Here is an 18,432-nt window from a genome sequence, read left to right as displayed (position 1 = left end):
GGTCGGTGGGTCGCCGGACGTCGGCCTGGAGGCGCGGCTGACGTCGCGCGGGCAGGCTCGCGCCGGCGGGTGGTGCGGCAGGGCCGCGGGGCGGCCGCATGGTGCGGCCGGCGGACCGCGCGTCAGTCGTTCGCGGTGCGGTGCCAGTGCAGGACACGGCGCTCGACGACCGTGATGAGTCCGAGCAGGACCACGCCCATCACCGCGAGGATCGCGATCGCCGCGTAGACGACGTCGAGCTGGTTCATCGACGACGCCGTGCTGATCACGGTGCCGAGGCCGCCGGTCGAACCCGAGGCGGACAGCTCCGCGACGACCGCGCCGATGATCGACAGCGGGAACACGATCCGCAGGGCCGCGAACACGAACGGCAGGGCGTTCGGGATCCGCAGGTGCACGAGCATCTCGAACCGGGAGGCATCGATCGTCTTGTACACCTGCAGCACGGGCTGCGGCACGGACCGCAGGCCTGCGGCGGTGTTGATCAGGATCGGGAAGAAGCAGATGAGCGCCGTGATGACGAGCTTCGGCAGCGGCCCGAACCCGAACGCCACCACCAGGGCCGGGGCGATCGCGACGAGAGGTGTGACGTTCAGCACGATCGCGATCGGCATGACCGCACGGCGGACGATCGGCAGCTCACTCGTCAGCACCGCGAGCACGAAGGCGGCGAGGAACCCGATGGCCAGGCCGACGAGCGACTCCGCCAGGGTGATGCCGGCGTTCTGCAGGTAGTAGGGCAGCTGCGTGGCGAGGGTCTCCCCCACCGCGGGCAACGGCGGCAGCAGGTACGGCATCGCCGTCGCGCCGATCTGCCAGAGCACCGCCAGGACGGCGAGCATCACGACGAGGGGCAACCAGACGGTCGGTCGGAGCCAACCGGGCACCGGTCGGCGGGCGGTGCGTCGCTCGGCGTCGGCCGTGGTGGCGGTCGCGGCGGGCGTGGAGGTGGTGGTGGCGCTCATGGTCCCGTCTCCCTCAGGCCGCATCGGTCATGCGCCAGGCGCTGTGCAGACGGGTCCGGACCAGGTCTTCGTACTCGTGGAACCGCTGTTCCTCGAACAATCGCTGGTTGCGCGGGCGGGGCAGGTCGATGTCGATGACGTCGACGATCCGGCCGGGGCGCGGCGCCATCACGACGACGGTGTCCGACATCCGGACGGCTTCGGACACCGAGTGCGTCACGAAGAGCACCGTCGTGCGCAGCTCGTCCCACAGGTCGAGCAGCTGGTCCTGCAGGCTCTCGCGGGTGAACTCGTCGAGCGCCGAGAACGGCTCGTCCATCAGCAGGACGTCGGGGCGCAGGCCGAAGGCCCGGACGATCGCGGCACGCTGCTGCATGCCGCCGGACAGCTGTGCGGGGAGCTTGTCCATCGCCTCGCCGAGTCCCGCCATCCGCAGGAGTTCGCGCATGTCCGGGCCGGTGCCGGTACTGCGCTCCTCGAGGTCCTCGATGGCGGCGCGGCGGCGGCCGGCACCCGGGTTCACGCGCCCGGCGAGCGACACGTTCTGCAGCACGGTGAGCCAGGGCAGCAGCGCCGGTGCCTGGGGCACGAGTCCGATGAGCTTCGCCGCGCAGGCCTGGGCCGGCGTGACACCGTGCACCCGGACGTCACCGCGGTCGGCGGGCTCGAGCCCGGCCACCAGGCGGAGCAGCGTCGACTTCCCGCAGCCGCTCGGGCCGATGAGCGACACGAACTTCCCGGGCTCGATGGTCAACTCGACGTCGTCGAGCGCGACCATGGCGCTCGGGCCGCTGCCGTACACCTTGCGCACCGCGTCCACGCGGACCGCTGATGTGGTCATCCGTTCCTCCATACCGTCGGCGAGCACGCAGGCTCGGTCTCGTATGGCGGAGAGCGTGCGTCGCGAGCTCGGGTTGGTCTGCGACGCGGAAATCCGCTGCTGGTGATGAGGTTAGGACGCCCGTGTTACGGAGTCGGACCACATGTGTTGCGAACGTGTGAACGAGTGCGCGGGTCGGGTCGACTGCGCTCAGCGCGGCGAGGGGACCGCGGTCTGCCCGTCCCAGACGAGCACCTCGACGCCGAGGTCCTCGGCGGCCACCGCCACCCACCCGGCGAGCGCCCTCGCCGCGGGTTCGGCGACGACGAGCACTGCTCGTTCCACGCCGGGGACCGACTGCCGCAGCCACAGCAGCTTGAACAGGTCAGCCATCACCTTGTTGCGCCAGGCGGGCTTGTAGGCGCCCTGGTTCGCGACGAGCTGCACGACGACGCGGTCGGCGTCGTCGATGCCCTCGACCTCGACCCGGGCGCGGTCGAGCACGACCGTGCGCGGGCGGAGGACGAGGCCGAGGGCGGTGCCGGTGTGCTCGAGCATCCGGCGTTCGACGGAGTCGGGGGCGAACCGGCCCCACTCGGAGCGCGCGACGGGGACCTCGGTCATGTCGGCAGTGTAGGCGGCGCGTCCCGCCTCAGCCGACCGACCACCCGCCGTCGCTCGGCAGCACGGTCAGGGTACGGAGCTTCCGGGACAGCCATCGACCATCGCCTGCGATGGGAATCCCGTCCCCGGCAACCGATGCGAGGAGCGGGTCGGTGCCGTCGATCTCGTCCTCGTCGAAGAGGACCGGCCGCACGGCGTTCCCGGTCCACCGACCGGCCGCACGGCACAACGCGTGGATCTGGTCTTCTGCCTCCGCACGTCGGCCGTGCTCGACGATGAAGCAGACATCGAGGTCGCTGTCCGGCCGCATCTCACCACGGGCGCCGGATCCGAAGAGCGCGGCGTACCGGAGGGGGATCGATCGACAGCCGGATCGGAGTCGTTCGAGGAACGCGCGCCGGAGATCGGCCAGAGCGGTGATCGCATCGGCGGCGAGGTGTTCCCGGTTCAGGCTGAACGACTTCGTCCGTCCGGTCCGGTGCCCGTCGACGACACCCTGCTCGACCAGCCGATCCGCGCTGTTCCGGACCCCGGCGTACGACCGGTCCGGCACCAGGCTGCAGATGGCCGCGATCGTCATCGGTCCTGGCGCTCGTGCCAACACGGCGAGCACATCGCCGTCCACGGAGGTGGTCACCGTCGCGAAGGGGGACTGCAACTGCATCGGGACCTCCGATCGGATACGAGTAGAAATCTACCACTTCTAGTAGATTTCTACTCGTATCTGAGCATTCTCGTCAGACGACCGACCACCCACCGTCGCTCGGCAGCACGGCGCCGTTCACGTTGGCGGAGTCGTCGCTGAGCAGCCAGGTGATGGCCGCTGCGAGCTGCTCCGGCTGCGCCACCGGCGGGATGGCGACCTGCATGATGGGGCCGACCCGGCTGGCGGCGTACTCGCTGCGCATCGGCGCCTCGATGTTCGTCGCGACCGCGCCCGGCGCGACCGCGTTTGCCCGGATGCCCTGCGGCCCGTGGAAGAACGCCACGCTCTTGGTGAACCCGGCGATCGCGTGCTTCGACGCCGTGTACGCCGCACCCGCTGCCGACGCGCGGAGCGCGGCCTCGGACGCGACGTTCACGACGGCGCCGCGACCGGCGGCGATCATGTGCGGCAGGACGGCGCGGGTGAGGCGCATCGGCCCGGTGACGTTGACGCTGAAGACGCGGTCCCAGGTGGCGTCGTCGACCTCGCTCGGCGGCAGGAAGGCGTCCATGATGCCGGCGACGTTCGCCAGTCCGTCGATGCGATCACCCGCGGCCGCGATGAGCGCGTCGATGGTCTCGGTCGCGGCGACGTCGCCGACGACGGTCTCGAGTTCGAGGCCGTCGAGTTCGGTGCGGAGCGCGTCGAGGCGGTCGGCGACGACGTCGGTCGCGATCACCCGCCCGCCCTCGTTCGCGATGCGCGTCGCCGTGGCGCGTCCGATGCCGGAACCCGCCCCGGTGACGATGATGGTCCTGCCGGTGAAACGTCCGGCGGTGGTGTCGGTCATGTCGTCTCCTCACTGAGAGGCGCTCGCTGCGCCACGATGGTTATAGCACTCAGTGCCGAAAGGACTCCATGCGCCCGACGAGCGACCGGCCGACGAGCGATCGACCGACGGGACGCCCCCGCACGATCGACCCGGACGCGGTGTCCCTCGTGGCGCTCCGGCTGTTCGACGAGCAGGGCTTCGACGCCGTGTCGATGGACGACGTCGCCGCAGCTGCCGGGGTGAGCCGCCGGTCGTTGTTCCGACTGTTCCCGAACAAGGCGGCGCTCGTCTGGGGCGGGCTCGACGAGTTCGCCTCGCGGTTCGGGGACGCACTCCGACAGCGGCCGTCCACGGAGTCGTCGTCGGTCGCCCTGCGCGCGGCCTACCGGATCGGCGCGACCTTCCCCGACGACGCCGTCGAGGTCACCCGCCACCGACTCCGTGTCATCCGCGCCAACCCCTCGCTCGAGCACGTCGGCGCGGCCACGGTCACGACCCTGACCGACGCGATCGTCCGGTTCGTGGCCGAGCGGGACGGCGCGACGCCCGACGACCTCGCGGTGTCGGTGCGCGCACACGCCCTGGCGGCCGCGGCGAGCGCGGCCCTCACCTGGTGGGCGCTGCACGGCGACGGCCGTCCGGAGGACGTCGTGGACCGCGCACTCGCCCTGCTCGCCTGAGACGCGCCCTGGACACGACCACCGGACGGGCTGGAGGCCCGTGGCGGGCGCACCACGGGCCTCCCGTCCGACACCCGGCCGGGTTCAGCCCATCGCTCGCTTCCCACGGACGTCGCGCGACAGCGCGTCGATGCGCGTGACCTCGTCGTCAGTGAGCCGCACCTCGGCGGCGGCGACGTTCTCGGCGACGCGTCCGGGGTTGCGCGATCCGGGGATCGGGACCAGGTCGGCCCGCTTCGCCAGGATCCAGGCCAACGCGAGCTGCGAGAGCGAGACGCCCTTCGCGTCGGCGATCTCGGTGAGTGCGGCGACGACGACGACGTTCGCGTCGAAGTGCTCCGGTGCCCACCACTCGAGCTGCTGGCGGATGTCGTCGGCCGCGTAGGCGCTCGCGGGCTGCACGGCACCGCTCAGGAACCCGCGCGCCAGCGGCGAGTACGCGACGACGCCGATGCCGAGCTCGTCCACGAGGGGGAAGAGCGCCTCGGACTCCCGCGAGAAGACGGAGTACTCGGTCTGGAACGCCGAGATCGGGTGCACAGCGTGCGCGCGGCGGATCTGGTCGGCATCGGTGTTCGACAGGCCGAGGTACCGGACCTTGCCGGCCTGCACGAACTCCTGCATCACGCCGACGACGTCCTCGATCGGGACGGCCGGATCGTGGACGTGCTGGTAGAGCAGGTCGATCGAGTCGGTGCCGAGGTTCTGCAGGCTCGCGTCCACCACCTGCCGGATGTGCTCCGGTCGGGAGTCCGGCGCGTAGGCCTCGGGCGTGAACCCGAACTTCGTCGCGATCGTCACCTCGTCGCGGATCGGGGCGAGCGCCGCGCCGAGGAGCCGCTCGCCGGTCCCCCAGCCGTACAGCTCGGCCGTGTCGAAGTGCGTGACGCCGAGTTCGTGGGCGTGCCGGATCGCGGCGACGGACTCGGTGTCGTCGCCGGGTCCGTACGCGAACGTGGTGCCCATGGCGCCGTAGCCGATGGCGCTGACGGTGAGGCCCTGTCGGCCGAGGGTGCGTTGCTGCATGGTGCCGTCCCTTCGTGACGTGTGGTGGTCATGCGAGTGGCACTGTACGCCACTACTGTCAGAGTCTGACAACTTGGACCGAAGATGACGTCGCGGTACGATCGGCCCCGTGAGCGACGTGCGAACCGGCCTGAGGGACATCACCCGCGATGCCGTCCGCGCGCGCATCGCCGCCGTGGCCCTCGAGCGGTTCGACACCAACGGGTTCGACAACGTCACCGTGGAGCAGGTCGCCGCCGAGGTGGGGATCTCGGCGCGGAGCTTCCACCGGTACTTCCCCGCGAAGGAGGACGCCGTCATCGGCGACCCCACGCGACACCGGGACGCCCTCGCCGAGGCGTTCCGGTCGCGGTCGACGACCCAACCGGTGTGGCCCGCGCTGCGCGAGGCGTTCGCCGAGATGCTCGAGCGCGGCAGCACCGACGACCCCGAGACCGGTCGACGGTCCGTCCGCGTGATGACGAGCACCGCGTCACTGCGCGCACGGAACCTCGAGAAGCACCAGGCCTGGGCGGACGTCCTGACGCCCCTCGTCGTCGAGCAGCTCCACGGCCCCGACGCCGACCTGCGGGCACGGGTCCTCGTGCAGGCAGCCCTCGGGTGCTTCGACGTGGCGATCACCACCTGGGCCACGGGCGACGACCCCGACGCGGCCGCGATCCTGCGACGCGCGTTCGACGGCATCGCACCGAGCGCCTGACGAGCGGACGCGCGCCGTCGTCCAGCGGTATCGTCCGGGCATGAACGTCACCGGACCGTCGCCGTACTTCCAGTTCGCCGGCACCGCCAGGCAGGCCCTCGAGCACTGGCAGGGTGTCTTCGGCGGCGAGGTCCAGATCGCGACCTACGCCGACTTCTCACGGACCGACGGCCCCGCCGACGCGGTCGCCCACGGGCAGCTCACCGGCGGGCTGCAGCTCTTCGCCGCGGACGCGAGCGAGACCGACGAGCCGTTCGCGGCGACCGGCCTGCTGTTCTCGCTCCTCGGGGCCGACGAACCCGACGTGCTGCGGCGGTGGTTCGACGCGCTCGCCGAGGGTGGCACGGTCGTCGATGCCCTGCAGCAACGGCCGTGGGGTGACTGGGACGGCACCGTGCGGGACGCGTTCGGTGTCACGTGGCTGATCGGGTTCGAGGCGTCGGCGCTGGGATGACGGGCGCCCTCGCTGGGATGATGGGCGCATGACCGACCGCCCCGCCGTCCTGTTCGTGTGCGTCCACAACGCCGGACGCTCCCAGATGGCCGCGGGGTGGTTGCAGCACCTCGCCGGTGACCGCGTCCGGGTGTTCTCCGCCGGCAGCGAGCCCGCCGACCAGGTGAACGCCGTCGCCGTGCAGGCCATGGCCGAGCAGGGCATCGACATCGCCGACGCCCGACCGGCGGTGCTTGAGACCGAGACCGTGCGCGAGTCGGACGTCGTCATCACCATGGGCTGCGGGGACGCCTGCCCGGTGTTCCCCGGCAAGCGGTACGAGGACTGGGACCTCGCCGACCCGGCCGGGCTGGGGATCGAGCAGGTCCGCCCGATCCGCGACGACATCCGGATGCGGGTCGAGCGGTTGATCGCGTCCCTGTAGCCGGCTACTGCTGGTCGGACGGCAGCAGCGGCGCCCAGTATGCGTCCGCGCCGTCAGCCTGCACGGCGTCGCGCTCGAACCGGAAGCCGTAGTCGCGCACGAAGTCGAGTGCGGCGGCCTGCTCGTCCTCGGCGTCGTCGTGCGCGGCATCGAACAGGTACACGCCGTGCCCCATCTTCACGCCCGAGTCGCTGATCACCGTGAGGTCCCAACGCCCTTCCTCGGCGCGTTCGATCCGCACGACGGCGGCCTGTGCAGCGGTGAAGTCAGCCATGCCGTCAGCCTACGGACGGTGCCCCGGCGGCGTTCAGGGTCCGCCGCGCCCACTACGCTGAGCACCGTCACAGGCCCGGACGAGCGGAGAACGAAGTCATGTCAGTCGGATTGCTCGCCGTGGTGGACGACATCCTCTCCGCGGCCCTGAAGGCGAGCGCGAAGACCGCCGGGGTCGTCATCGACGATGCCGCGGTCACGCCGCAGTACGTGCAGGGACTCGCGCCGGCCCGGGAACTGCCGGTCGTCGGGCGCATCGCGCTCGGCAGCCTGTTCAACAAGTTCATCATCATCATCCCGCTGGCGCTGCTGCTCACCGCGTTCGCGCCCTGGGTGCTGCCGTACCTCCTGCTCATCGGCGGGACGTACCTGTGCTTCGAGGGCGCGGAGAAGGTCACCGAGTGGTTCGGTGTCCACCACGGCGCAGGCTCCACCGACTCGGTCACCGAACCGAAGCTCGTGTTCGGCGCCATCCGGACCGACCTCATCCTGAGCACCGAGATCATGCTCATCGCCCTGGCCGGCCTCGACCCCGACCTCGGGCTCTGGCCGACGCTCGGCGCCCTCATCGTGATCGGTCTCGTCATGACCGCGGTCGTCTACGGCGCGGTGGCCCTGCTGGTGAAGATCGACGACGTCGGTCTGCAGATGATGAAGAACTCGGTCCGCCGGACCCGTCGCACAGGAGCGCGGATCGTGCGGGCGATGCCGACGGTCTTCCGGGTCATCAGCGTCATCGGCACAGTGGCCATGCTCTGGGTGGGCGGGCACCTGGTCATCGCGAACCTCGCCGAGACCTTCTGGCACGGCCCGTACGACCTGCTGCACACGATCGAGCACGCGATCGAGGCCACGGGCCCGGTCATCACGTGGATCGTCGACACCGCAGTCTCGGCGGTCGCCGGCGTCGTCCTCGGCATGGTCGTCGTGGCGATCGTCCTCGGCATCGGTCGCCTCCGCGGGAAGCACTGACTGACACTTCTGTTCCGGCGTCGGAACACGAGTGTTCCGACGGTGCACGCGTCGAACGACTCGTGGAGCGTCGCAGAACGGGTGCGCGCGACCCGCGCCGCGCGCCTACCCTGGCGCGCATGGCAACGGTGCGACAGGTCCAGGTGACGTTCGACTGCGCCGAGCCGGAGCGGGTCGCCCGGTTCTGGTGCGAGGTCCTCGGCTACGAGGTGCCTGCTCCCCCGCCCGGGTTCGACGACTGGCAGGCGTTCAACGCCTCGCTCCCGCCCGAGCACCAGGACTCCGCTTTCGCGTGCGTCGACCCGACGGGCGTCGGGCCGCGGCTGTTCTTCCAGCGGGTTCCCGAGGGCAAGACGGTGAAGAACCGCGTGCACCTGGACGTCCGGGTCGGCACCGGTCTGGTCGGCGAGGAACGTCTCGCAGCGCTCGACGCGGAGAGCGCCCGCCTCGTCGCGCTCGGCGCGACGCAGTTCCGCCGCATGCTCGCGGATCAGGTCAACGAGTCCTGCATCGTGATGCAGGACGTCGAGGGCAACGAGTTCTGCCTCGACTGATCCGCGAGCCCGCGCAGGTTCAGGCCACCGGCCCGAACGTGCTCACCTCGACGGCGTCGAGCTCGAGCTCCGCCGTCTGCTGGATGAGCGCCAGCAGGTCGGCGTCGAGACCGGGACCGAACTCCTCGAGGCGCTCCGGAGCGATGAACGACGGCACGCCGGCCGGGGCCTGCTCGGTCGCCGTCAGGTCCGTGCCGTCCTTCGACGGGGACGCGCCGCGGAAGATCTTGCCCGCCTCGGACGCCCCGTCGAGGTCGAAGCTGTACTGCTTGCTCTGCAGCCCGAGGTCGAGGAGCTCCTTGACCTCCGGGAACCGCTCGGCGTTCGTCTTCGGGATCGGCAGCAGGGTCTTCCAGTCGACGCCGAGGGTCTCGAGCGCCTTCGCGTAGGCGTTCTCGTGCGCCTGGTCGCGGACGATCAGGTACGCGACGGTGCTGCGGGCGGTGGGGTTGTCCGTCATCTCGTAGATGCGGCACTTCTGCAGCCGACCGGTGGACTCGAGCATCAGGTTGTAGAGCAGGTCGAGCGGCAGGTTGCCGGAGTTGTAGACGTAGCTGCCGCTCCACGGGTTGCCGGCCGCGTCGACCGGCAGGGCACCCTGGGCACCGACCAGGTAGTGGTGGATGTTGCTCGTGTCGAGCGCGATGTTGAGCGGCGTCGCACCCTTCGCACCCGGCTTGTCGAGCGGGTCGGTGAGCTTGCCGGTGTACTCGGGCGAGCCGTCCAGCAGGCGGGAGATCGTGGTGCCGATGAGCTCGACGTGGCTGATCTCCTCGGTGCCGACGCCCTGGATGAGGTCGCGGTACGGCTTCGCCGCCGGGCCACGGAAGTTCATCGCCTGGAACAGGTACTGCATCATCGTGCGCATCTCGCCGAACTGCCCGCCGAGCCCTTCCTGCAGGGCGTTGGCGGCTGCCGGGTCGGGCTCGCCGTCGGCGATCTCGTTGATCCAGGTCTGTGCGTGGAAGTACATGGGGCCTCCTTGCTCACCGCGACGGATCCGCCGCGTGCCTCACCGTCGTCCGGCGTCCCTGGCAGGCGACACGGGTCGTCCACTCAGCGCGGTATCGTCGTCGGCGCCGCACCGCCGCGCCCGGAAGGACCCCCGAACCGATGACCGTCAGTCACGCCGCCGACACAGCCGCCCTCGACGACCTGCTCGAGCCGGACCAGGTCCTCCGCGACCCGGCGTCGCTCGAGCGGTACCGCCACGACGACGCCGAGTGGGCCGACTCCACCGCACCGCTCGCCGTCGTCCTCGCACGCAGCACCGACGACGTCGTCGCCACCGTCCGGTGGGCGGCAGCCGCCGGCGTGCGGGTCGTGCCGCGCGGCGCCGGGACCGGGCTGTCCGGCGGGGCGAACGCGATGGCCGGATCGGTCGTCCTGTCCCTCGAGCTGATGGACGCGGTGCTCGAGGTGAACACCGACGAGCGCTACGCCGTCGCCCAGCCCGGTGTGGTCAACGACGCACTGCGGGCTGCCGTCGCGGAACACGGACTCTGGTACCCGCCGGACCCCGCCAGCTCGGCCATCTCGACGATCGGCGGCAACGTCGCGACGAACGCCGGCGGGATCTGCTGCGTGAAGTACGGCGTCACCCGCGACTACGTGCTCGGGATGACCGTGGTGCTGGCCGACGGTTCCGTGGTGGAGCTCGGACGCCGCACGGCGAAGGGCGTCGCCGGGTACGACCTGGCCGGCCTGATGGTCGGGTCCGAGGGCACGCTCGGCATCGTCGTGTCGGTCACCGTCAAGCTGCTCCCCCTTGCCGGACGCGACGAACGTGCTGTGATCGGGTACTTCCCCTCGCTCAGCGCCGCCGGGGACGCCGTCGCCGCGATCTCGCGTGCCGGGATCATCCCCGCAGCACTCGAGATCGTGGACCGGACCTGCCTGCGGGCCGTCGACGACTGGATGCACCTCGGGCTGCCGTCCGACGTCGACACCCTGCTGCTGGCCCGGGTCGACGAGCGTGGTGCCGCGGGGGACGAGCTCGCCGACCAGGTCGCAGCCGTCTTCGCGCAGGCCGGCGGCACCGACGTCGAGCGCGCCACGGACCCCGACGACATCGACCGGCTGTTCCAGGCACGGCGACTCGCGTACCCGGCACTCGAGCGGCTCGGACCGGTGCTCACCGAGGACATCTGCGTGCCCCGCAGCGCGGTGCCCGAGATGCTCCGACGGATCCAGGCGACTGCGGCAGCGCACGACGTCACCATCGCGAACATCGCGCACGCCGGCGACGGCAACCTGCACCCGCTGATCATCGCTCCCGAGGGCGACGACGCCGCGAAGGCCCGCGCGAAGCAGGCGTTCGACCAGATCGTCGCGGACTGCCTGGCACTCGGCGGCACCGTCACGGGTGAGCACGGCGTCGGCCTGCTCAAGCTGCCCGGCCTGCGGCAGGAGCTCGGCGAGCGGGTCCTCGCGATGCACCGTGCCGTCAAGGACGCCCTGGACCCGGCGGGCACCCTGAATCCCGGCAAGGCGTTCTGAACCCACGTGGACGACGGACGGGAGGCCCGGTGCCAGCTGGCACCGGGCCTCCCGTCCGTCCGCTGGTCGCGTCCAGGGCGCGAAGGTCACAGACCGGTAACGAGGACAGATCGGTCCAAACCTTTTGCCGGAGGCCCCCGAATCACCTGCACAGACCGGGAAACACCCGGAGCGCTCACCAGCCGCACATTGCTGGTTCTCCACCCTGCACCAGGGTGTGTTCGGCGCGCACACAGCAGCCGCGCCGAGCGCGACACCTCAGCAAAGGAAACGATCACCATGCGCAAGAGCCTGAAGACCTCCATCACCCTCGCCACGACCGGCGCCCTCGTGCTCGGCGGTGCCGCGTTCGGCATCTCCTCCGCCCAGGCCTCGACCCCCCAGGTCCACACGGTCTCGTCGTCGTCGTCGAAGATCCCCGCACCGGTCGCCTCGGTCCCCGAGGTCCTCGGTGGTTCCACCGCCGTGAAGCTCGACTCCGGCTTCACCGACGCCCTCACCGCCCTCAAGCTCACCCCCGGCGTCTCCGGAGATGCGACCCTGGCTGACGGGTCGGTGTCGTTCCCGATCACCGCCGGGTCGGTCACGTACTGGTCGCCGGACGGCAACTACAAGCCCTACGTGCAGGGCCTGCTCAACCACGACGACTCCGGCCTGACGCTGAAGGCCGGCGACACCACCGTCACGCTCGAGAACTTCGTCGTGAACCCGGGCTCCTCGAAGCTCTACGGTGACGTCCTGGTCAACGGCAAGGTCGCCGCGTCCAACGCGTTCCTGTTCGAGCTCTGGGGCGGTTCCCTCAAGCCCCTCCAGCTCGAGGGCGACAACGCCATCCTGACCGGCACCACCGTCCACGTCTCCGAAGACGCCGCCGGCCTGCTGAACAAGACCTTCGGCACCGACGCCGTCAAGCGCGGCCTGCTCGTCGGCACCGCCACCATCACCGCACAGATCAAGTAACACCCCGCACCACACGCACCACACGTGAAGGGCCGCCCCGGGCAACCGGGACGGCCCTTCACCACGTTCAGCAGCACCCGCCTACCATCGAGCAGATGCCCGCTCCCCGCTCGACCGTGACCGACGACCAACCGGGGCCCGACGACTTCATCCGCGTCCGCGGCGCCCGTGAGCACAACCTGCAGGACGTCGACGTGGACATCCCGCGCAACCGCATCGTCGCCTTCACCGGCGTCTCCGGCTCCGGCAAGTCCTCGCTCGCGTTCGGCACGGTGTTCGCCGAGGCACAACGCCGCTTCCTCGAGTCCGTCGCTCCCTACGCCCGACGGCTCATCGCGCAGGGCTCGACGCCGCACGTCGAATCGATCACCGGCTTGCCACCCGCCGTGGCCCTGCAGCAGCGCCGCGGTGCCCCGAGCAGCCGTTCGACCGTCGGCACGCTGACGACCCTGTCGAACTCGATGCGCATGCTGTTCTCCCGCGCCGGCACCTACCCGTCTGGCGTCGACCGGCTCGAGTCCGACTCGTTCTCGCCGAACACCGTGGCCGGGGCCTGCCCGCGCTGCCACGGACTCGGCATCGCCCACGAGGTCACCGAGGCCTCGGCCGTCCACGACCCGTCGTTGAGCATCCGCGACGGCGCGATCACTGCGTGGCCCGGGGCGTGGCAGGGCAAGAACCTGCGCGACGTCACGGCGGTGCTCGGCTACGACATCGACGTGCCGTGGCGTGAGCTCTCCCGACAGGACCGCGACTGGTTGCTGTTCACCGAGGAGCAGCCGGTGGTCCAGGTCCACCCGAAGCGCGACCGCGTCGCGAAGCCGTACAAGGGGCGGTTCTGGAGCGCACGCCAGTTCGTGATGCACACCCTCGCCGACTCGCAGAGCGAGACGCAGCGGACCAAGGTGCTGCAGTTCGTCGAGTCGGGTCCGTGTGGCCTCTGCGGCGGCACCGGCCTGACCCGGGCCGCGCTCGCGGTGACGGTCGGCGGCCACTCGATCGCCGACCTGAACGGCCTGCCGCTCACGGCGCTGGCCGACGTCCTGCGCCCGATCGCCACCATCACGGACGCCGGCGCTGCCACCTCACGCGCCTCGTCCGGCGAGCACACCGAGGTCGCGGTCGCGATCTCGCGCGACCTGCTCACCCGGGTCGAGGTGCTCGTCGGCCTGGGCCTCGGGTACCTCGCGCTCGACCGGGCCACCCCGACCCTCTCCCCCGGCGAGACGCAGCGCCTGCGCATCGCGACGCAACTGCGCTCCGGCCTGTTCGGTGTCGTCTACGTGCTCGACGAACCGAGCGCTGGCCTGCACCCGGCCGACGCCGAGTCCCTGGTCGAGGTCCTCGACGACCTGCGTGCCGGCGGCAACAGCGTCTTCGTCGTCGAGCACGACATGAGCATCGTGCGGCGGGCGGACTGGATCGTCGACGTCGGCCCGGGTGCCGGGTCCGGCGGGGGCACCGTCCTGTACAGCGGCCCCGTCGACGGCCTCGCCGACGTCGAGGCATCGGTCACCCGACGGTTCCTGCACCCGCGCGACCGTGCCGACGGTGAGCGCACCGTCCGGACCCCCGTCGGGACCCTCGAGCTGCGCGACCTCACCCTGCACAACCTGCAGGACCTGGCCGTCGACCTGCCGCTCGGGGTGCTCACCGCGGTCACCGGCGTCAGCGGTTCCGGCAAGTCGTCGCTCGTCGGTGGGGTCCTGCCCGGCGTCGCGACGTCGCACCCGCTCGTCGACCGCGTCGTGCAGGTCGACCAGAAGCCGATCGGCCGCACCCCACGTTCGAACCTCGCCACCTACACCGGGCTCTTCGACGCCGTGCGTGCCGCGTTCGCCGCGACCGACGACGCGACGGCCCGCGGCTGGACCGCCAGCCGCTTCTCGTTCAACGTGGCCGGCGGCCGGTGCGAGGTGTGCCAGGGCGAGGGCTCGGTGTCCGTCGAGCTCCTGTTCCTGCCGGGCAGCTGGGCGCCCTGCCCGGAGTGCCACGGTGCGCGCTACAACGACGAGACGCTCGAGGTGCAGTGGGACGGTGCGTCGATCGCCGACGTCCTGGGCATGACCGTCGACCAGGCTGCCCCCTTGCTGGCATCGCTGCCGGCCGCTGCCCGCGGGCTCGAGGCCCTGCGTCAGGTGGGCCTCGGCTACCTGCGGCTCGGGCAGCCCGCACCGGAGCTGTCCGGCGGCGAGGCCCAGCGCATCAAACTCGCGACCGAGCTGCAACGCGCGCGCACCGGGCACACGCTCTACCTGCTCGACGAACCGACGACGGGCCTGCACCCCGCCGACGTCGAGCTGCTGACCGCACAGCTCGCACGCCTCACCGACGCCGGCAACACCGTCGTCGTGGTCGAGCACGCCATGGACGTCGTCGCGAGTGCGGACCACGTCATCGACATGGGGCCCTCTGGTGGCGAGGACGGCGGCCGCGTCGTCGCCACCGGCACCCCCGCCGAGGTCGCGGCGTCCGCCGAGAGCCGGACCGCGCCGTACCTGCGGGAGCAGCTCGGGCTCTGATCGCGCGCACCCGGGGACGGACGAGGTCTGTGGCGGGCCTGCACCGCGCCTCCCGTCCGCCGGTGCGTGTGCATGTTCCGACGTTCCACGCGTCGATCAACCGGTGCCCTGTCGCATGATGCACACGCATCTGCTGCGTGTGCATGTTCCGACGTTCCACGCGTCGATCAACCGGTGCCCCGTCGCATGATGCACACGCATGCACCGCACACGCCAACGCACACGCACGCACACGCACGCGCACGCACGCAGCAGCGCCCGCCGGGACGGATCCCGACGGGCGCTGCTGGTGGTGCGGACTAGGCCCGACGGAAGCGGCGGGCGATGGTGAGCCCGACGCCCGCGAGCATCAGCAGGATCGCGAAGGCGATCACCGGGGCCGGGTCGCTACCGGTGTAGGCGAGCGTCCCGTTCGGGCCGGTACCACCCGCGCCACCGGTGCCGGCGGTTGCCAGGCGGACGGTGAACGTCACCGGGTCGGACGCCGCCGAGGTGCCGTCTGCGCCGGTCTGGGTGGCGGTGATGGTCACCGTTCCCGGGCCGAAGCCGACGATCGGCGTGCACTTCCAGGTGCCGTCCGCCGCGACGACCGCGGTGCAGACGACGACCGTGCCGTCGGTGACCGTGACGGTCGCGCCGGGCTGACCGGTGCCGGTGATCGGCGGGTTGGGCGTCGTGACGGTGCCACCGTCCGTCGGCGAGGTGATCACCGGCGGCGGGGTCGTCGTGGTCGACGCGGGGTTGTAGGTGTAGACGAGCGGGTCGGAGGTGCCACCCGGGGTCGTCACCGTGACCTCGACGTCACCGGCAGCGTGCGCCGGGGTCGTGAAGGTGAGCGTCGTGCCGTCCGCCGACACGCTGTCCGGCGTGATCGGGTCGGAACCGTCCACCGAGACCGTGGAGTCGTCGGTGAAGCCGGTGCCCGTGACGGTCACGACCGTGCCGCCCGCGGCCGGACCGTTGTCGGGGTCCAGCGCGGAGATCGTCGGGACCGCGGCCGGGGCCGGGTTGTACGTGTACGGCAGCGGCGCCGAGGTGCCGGAGCCGTTGGTGACGGTCACGGGGACCGCACCGGCGGTGTGCTCCGGCGTCGTGAACGTCAGCTCGGTGCCGTCGTCCGACACGCTGTCCGGCGTGATCGGGTCGGAACCGTCCACCGAGACCGTCGAGTCGTCGGTGAAGCCCGTGCCGGAGACCGTGACGACCGTGCCACCGGTGACCGGACCGTTGTCGGGGTCCAGCGCCGTCAGCGTCGGAGCCCCGGCGGGTGCCGGGTTGTAGGTGTACGTCAGCGGGTCCGAGGTCCCGGCGTCGGTCGTGACCGTCACGTCGACGGGACCGGCGATGTGCGCCGGGGTCGTGAACGTCAGCTCGGTGCCGTCGTCGGAGACCGACTCCGGGTCGATCGGGTCGGACCCGTCGACCGAGACGGTCGCGTCGTCGGTGAACCCGGTGCCCGTGACGGTGACGAGTGTGCCGCCGCCGACCGGTCCGTTGTCGGGGTCGAGCGTCGTGAGCGTGGGCACCGCTACGGGTGCCGGGTTGTACGTGTAGTCGAGCGGGTCGGATTCACCGGCGGGCGTGGTGACCGTGACGTCGACCGTCCCGGCGTCGTGCGCCGGCGTCGTGAAGGTCAGCTCGGTGCCGTCGTCGGAGACGGAGTCCGCCGCGATCGGGTCGGAACCGTCGACCGACACCGTGGCGTCGTTGGTGAAGCCCGTCCCCGTGACGGTGACGACCGTGCCACCGGCGACCGGCCCGTTGTCCGGGTCGAGCGTCGTGATGGTCGGGACCGCGGCCGCGTCGTCGGTGTAGGTGAAGTCGAGCGGCTCGGATTCACCGGCGGGCGTGGTGACCGTGACGTCGACCGTGCCGACGACGTGCGCCGGCGTGGTGAAGGTCAGCTCGGTGCCGTCGTCCGAGACGGAGTCCGCCGCGATCGGGTCGGAACCGTCGACCGACACCGTGGCGTCGTCCGTGAAGCCCGTCCCCGTGACGGTGACGACCGTGCCACCGGCGACCGGCCCGTTGTCCGGGTCGAGCGTCGTGATCGTCGGGACCGCGAGCGGACCGGCGTTCGGACCGACCGCAGCCGAGGCGAGGTTGACGACGGCGGTGCCGGCGGCCGGCACCAGTGCGACGCGCAGGGCACGCTGGGTGAAGACGCCGTCGGCGCTGGTCTCCTGCACGTTGGCCTGCAGCGACACGACGGTCGTCAGGGCGTTGGCGAGGGGCGTGATGACCGTCTCACCGAGGCCGGCGACGACCTGGTTGATCGGGGCGACGACCTGCGCGATGACGGGGTTCACGACGTCGAGGAGCTGACCGATCGGCAGCGGGATCCCGGCCACCGTGACGGTGAGCCCGCGGAGCGACTGCGTGAGCTGGGTCACGACCCCCTGCAGCGCGGTGGTGACCGCCGGCAGGAGCTGGGTCGTGAGGGCCTCCGTGATGTACGGCAGCAGCTCGGTGTTCGCCGGCAGGTTGTTGATGTCCAGGCCGGCGTTCGTCAGCACTGCGGCGACGTCGACCGTGATCGCACCGGTCTGCAGGTTCGCCGTGATCGAGCCGTCGGCGCTGGTGACGTCGCCGGTGGCCGAGTCGAGCACCGTGACGAGGTCGGGCAGGCCCTGGACCTGCACGAGCGGGCCGAGCGCGTTCAGGGTGTCCTCGACGCCGTCGACCGTCGGCTGGAGCGTGCCGAGCGTGGTGCGGAGGCCGGACACCGTGGTGCCGAGTGCGGGGCTCGTCAGCGACAGGTCGAGTCCGGCGATGCCGTAGTCGCCCGTCTGCGCACCGTCCGGGCCGGCTGCCTGCGCAGCGGTGGCCGAGACGGCGCCGACCTCGAGCTGGGCGTTCGCGAGTGCGCCTGCCAGGTCGGCTCCGATGAGGCCCGACAGGTCGAGCGTGGCGTTGGACTGCGGGACGCCGTCCTGGCCGCCGACGCCGATCCCGCCGGTGTTCGTCACCGCGCCGGACGCGGCGACGGAGCTGCCGTCGGCGTTGGCGGCGGCGTACTGGTTGACGGCACCGAGGGTGAGGATGCCGTTGTTCCCGAGCAGGTTGAGGCCCCCGCCCAGGTTGACGTTGACCGCATTGAGCGCGGTGACGTCGAGCGGGTGGACGTCGGTGTCCGTGGCCCCACCGGTGTTGACCGCGTCCGCCGGGGTCACGGTGAGGATGTCGTCGAGGTTCAACCCGAGCGCGGAGCCGCTGAGGAAGCGCCCCTGCCCGGTCGACGCGACGGGCGCTGCCGTCGCGGGGGCGGCGGCGAGGATGCTGCCGCCGGCGCCGAGGAGGGCTGCGGTGACGATCGCGACGCCCTTGCTCCGGCCTGACCATCGGGTGGAAGTGGACGCCCCTGGGTCTTTCTGGGCGCGCTCGAGTACTCCAAGCCTCATGTGGCTTCGCTCCTGATCCTGGTGCTGGTCCGGCAGTTGGTGATGCTGCCTGCAGCTGTGGTGTGGTTCCGATGAGCGTA

At 71.3% G+C, this 18,432-nt stretch carries 18 protein-coding genes; 9 read left to right on the top strand and 9 right to left on the bottom strand.

Annotated features, from left to right (window positions below; all coding sequences use genetic code 11):
• Positions 1-122: 122 nt before the first annotated feature.
• The 5 genes from EDF33_RS05720 to EDF33_RS05700 all read right to left on the bottom strand — a co-directional run bounded on the left by EDF33_RS05720 (position 123) and on the right by EDF33_RS05700 (position 3,905).
• The gene (locus tag EDF33_RS05720; protein WP_207896064.1) at positions 123-965 is read right to left on the bottom strand and encodes an ABC transporter permease; all 843 of its coding nucleotides are present in this window, start codon (positions 963-965) and stop codon (positions 123-125) included.
• Between the two features lie 13 nt (positions 966-978).
• The gene (locus tag EDF33_RS05715; RefSeq protein WP_123294748.1) at positions 979-1,806 is read right to left on the bottom strand and encodes an ABC transporter ATP-binding protein; all 828 of its coding nucleotides are present in this window, start codon (positions 1,804-1,806) and stop codon (positions 979-981) included.
• Positions 1,807-1,995: 189 nt separating this feature from the next.
• A complete protein-coding gene (locus EDF33_RS05710) occupies positions 1,996-2,409 on the bottom strand; it encodes a hypothetical protein (RefSeq protein ID WP_123340571.1) in 414 nt (137 codons plus the stop codon).
• A 28-nt stretch (positions 2,410-2,437) separates the two neighbouring features.
• Positions 2,438-3,073, bottom strand: coding sequence for a nucleotidyltransferase domain-containing protein (locus EDF33_RS05705; RefSeq protein WP_132099500.1), 636 nt, complete (start codon positions 3,071-3,073; stop codon positions 2,438-2,440).
• Between the two features lie 73 nt (positions 3,074-3,146).
• A complete protein-coding gene (locus EDF33_RS05700; RefSeq protein ID WP_111086884.1) occupies positions 3,147-3,905 on the bottom strand; it encodes an SDR family NAD(P)-dependent oxidoreductase in 759 nt (252 codons plus the stop codon).
• A 68-nt stretch (positions 3,906-3,973) separates the two neighbouring features.
• Here EDF33_RS05700 and EDF33_RS05695 point away from each other — a divergent pair, with 68 nt between their 5' ends.
• Positions 3,974-4,567: a TetR family transcriptional regulator gene (locus EDF33_RS05695; protein ID WP_132099499.1), complete on the top strand. Its 594-nt coding sequence runs from the start codon at positions 3,974-3,976 to the stop codon at positions 4,565-4,567.
• 84 nt (positions 4,568-4,651) lie between these two features.
• On the opposite strand, the gene EDF33_RS05690 is transcribed toward EDF33_RS05695, so the two are convergent.
• On the bottom strand, positions 4,652-5,593 hold the full coding sequence (locus EDF33_RS05690) for an aldo/keto reductase (protein ID WP_132099498.1): 942 nt from the start codon (positions 5,591-5,593) through the stop codon (positions 4,652-4,654).
• A 109-nt stretch (positions 5,594-5,702) separates the two neighbouring features.
• Between EDF33_RS05690 and EDF33_RS05685 the strand changes: the two genes are divergently transcribed.
• Genes EDF33_RS05685 through EDF33_RS05675 form a run of 3 tightly spaced genes read left to right on the top strand, consistent with a single transcriptional unit; the run spans position 5,703 to position 7,171 of the window.
• Entirely contained in the window at positions 5,703-6,293 is a 591-nt protein-coding gene (locus EDF33_RS05685; RefSeq protein WP_165918724.1) for a TetR family transcriptional regulator, read from the top strand.
• 40 nt (positions 6,294-6,333) lie between these two features.
• A complete protein-coding gene (locus tag EDF33_RS05680) occupies positions 6,334-6,747 on the top strand; it encodes a VOC family protein (RefSeq protein WP_123939127.1) in 414 nt (137 codons plus the stop codon).
• Between the two features lie 28 nt (positions 6,748-6,775).
• Positions 6,776-7,171 (top strand): arsenate reductase ArsC, encoded by a 396-nt coding sequence (locus EDF33_RS05675; protein WP_123672903.1) that lies wholly within the window; start codon positions 6,776-6,778, stop codon positions 7,169-7,171.
• Between the two features lie 4 nt (positions 7,172-7,175).
• Here the strand turns inward: EDF33_RS05675 and EDF33_RS05670 are convergent, their stop codons facing one another.
• Positions 7,176-7,445 (bottom strand): hypothetical protein, encoded by a 270-nt coding sequence (locus EDF33_RS05670; RefSeq protein WP_123294645.1) that lies wholly within the window; start codon positions 7,443-7,445, stop codon positions 7,176-7,178.
• A gap of 98 nt (positions 7,446-7,543) precedes the next feature.
• Between EDF33_RS05670 and EDF33_RS05665 the strand changes: the two genes are divergently transcribed.
• Both EDF33_RS05665 and EDF33_RS05660 read left to right on the top strand, forming a co-directional pair.
• On the top strand, positions 7,544-8,416 hold the full coding sequence (locus EDF33_RS05665; RefSeq protein ID WP_123294644.1) for a DUF808 domain-containing protein: 873 nt from the start codon (positions 7,544-7,546) through the stop codon (positions 8,414-8,416).
• Positions 8,417-8,535: 119 nt separating this feature from the next.
• Positions 8,536-8,970, top strand: a complete 435-nt coding sequence (locus tag EDF33_RS05660) for a VOC family protein (RefSeq protein ID WP_123939129.1) — start codon at positions 8,536-8,538, stop codon at positions 8,968-8,970.
• 19 nt (positions 8,971-8,989) lie between these two features.
• On the opposite strand, the gene EDF33_RS05655 is transcribed toward EDF33_RS05660, so the two are convergent.
• Positions 8,990-9,943 (bottom strand): manganese catalase family protein, encoded by a 954-nt coding sequence (locus EDF33_RS05655; protein WP_132099496.1) that lies wholly within the window; start codon positions 9,941-9,943, stop codon positions 8,990-8,992.
• A 140-nt stretch (positions 9,944-10,083) separates the two neighbouring features.
• Between EDF33_RS05655 and EDF33_RS05650 the strand changes: the two genes are divergently transcribed.
• The 3 genes from EDF33_RS05650 to EDF33_RS05640 all read left to right on the top strand — a co-directional run bounded on the left by EDF33_RS05650 (position 10,084) and on the right by EDF33_RS05640 (position 14,951).
• The gene (locus tag EDF33_RS05650) at positions 10,084-11,469 is read left to right on the top strand and encodes an FAD-linked oxidase C-terminal domain-containing protein (protein ID WP_132099495.1); all 1,386 of its coding nucleotides are present in this window, start codon (positions 10,084-10,086) and stop codon (positions 11,467-11,469) included.
• A gap of 279 nt (positions 11,470-11,748) precedes the next feature.
• On the top strand, positions 11,749-12,429 hold the full coding sequence (locus tag EDF33_RS05645) for a hypothetical protein (protein ID WP_132099404.1): 681 nt from the start codon (positions 11,749-11,751) through the stop codon (positions 12,427-12,429).
• Positions 12,430-12,524: 95 nt separating this feature from the next.
• Complete coding sequence (locus tag EDF33_RS05640) at positions 12,525-14,951, top strand: excinuclease ABC subunit UvrA (RefSeq protein ID WP_132099494.1); 2,427 nt, start codon at positions 12,525-12,527, stop codon at positions 14,949-14,951.
• A 299-nt stretch (positions 14,952-15,250) separates the two neighbouring features.
• On the opposite strand, the gene EDF33_RS05635 is transcribed toward EDF33_RS05640, so the two are convergent.
• Entirely contained in the window at positions 15,251-18,352 is a 3,102-nt protein-coding gene (locus EDF33_RS05635; protein WP_165918723.1) for a choice-of-anchor G family protein, read from the bottom strand.
• Between the last annotated feature and the right edge of the window lie 80 nt (positions 18,353-18,432).

This window comes from Curtobacterium sp. PhB146 (assembly GCF_004342995.1).
In the GTDB taxonomy this organism is placed as follows: Bacteria; Actinomycetota; Actinomycetes; order Actinomycetales; family Microbacteriaceae; genus Curtobacterium.
The sequence above is the reverse complement of the archived record's forward strand: the minus strand, read 5'-3'. Positions and strand labels throughout refer to the sequence as shown.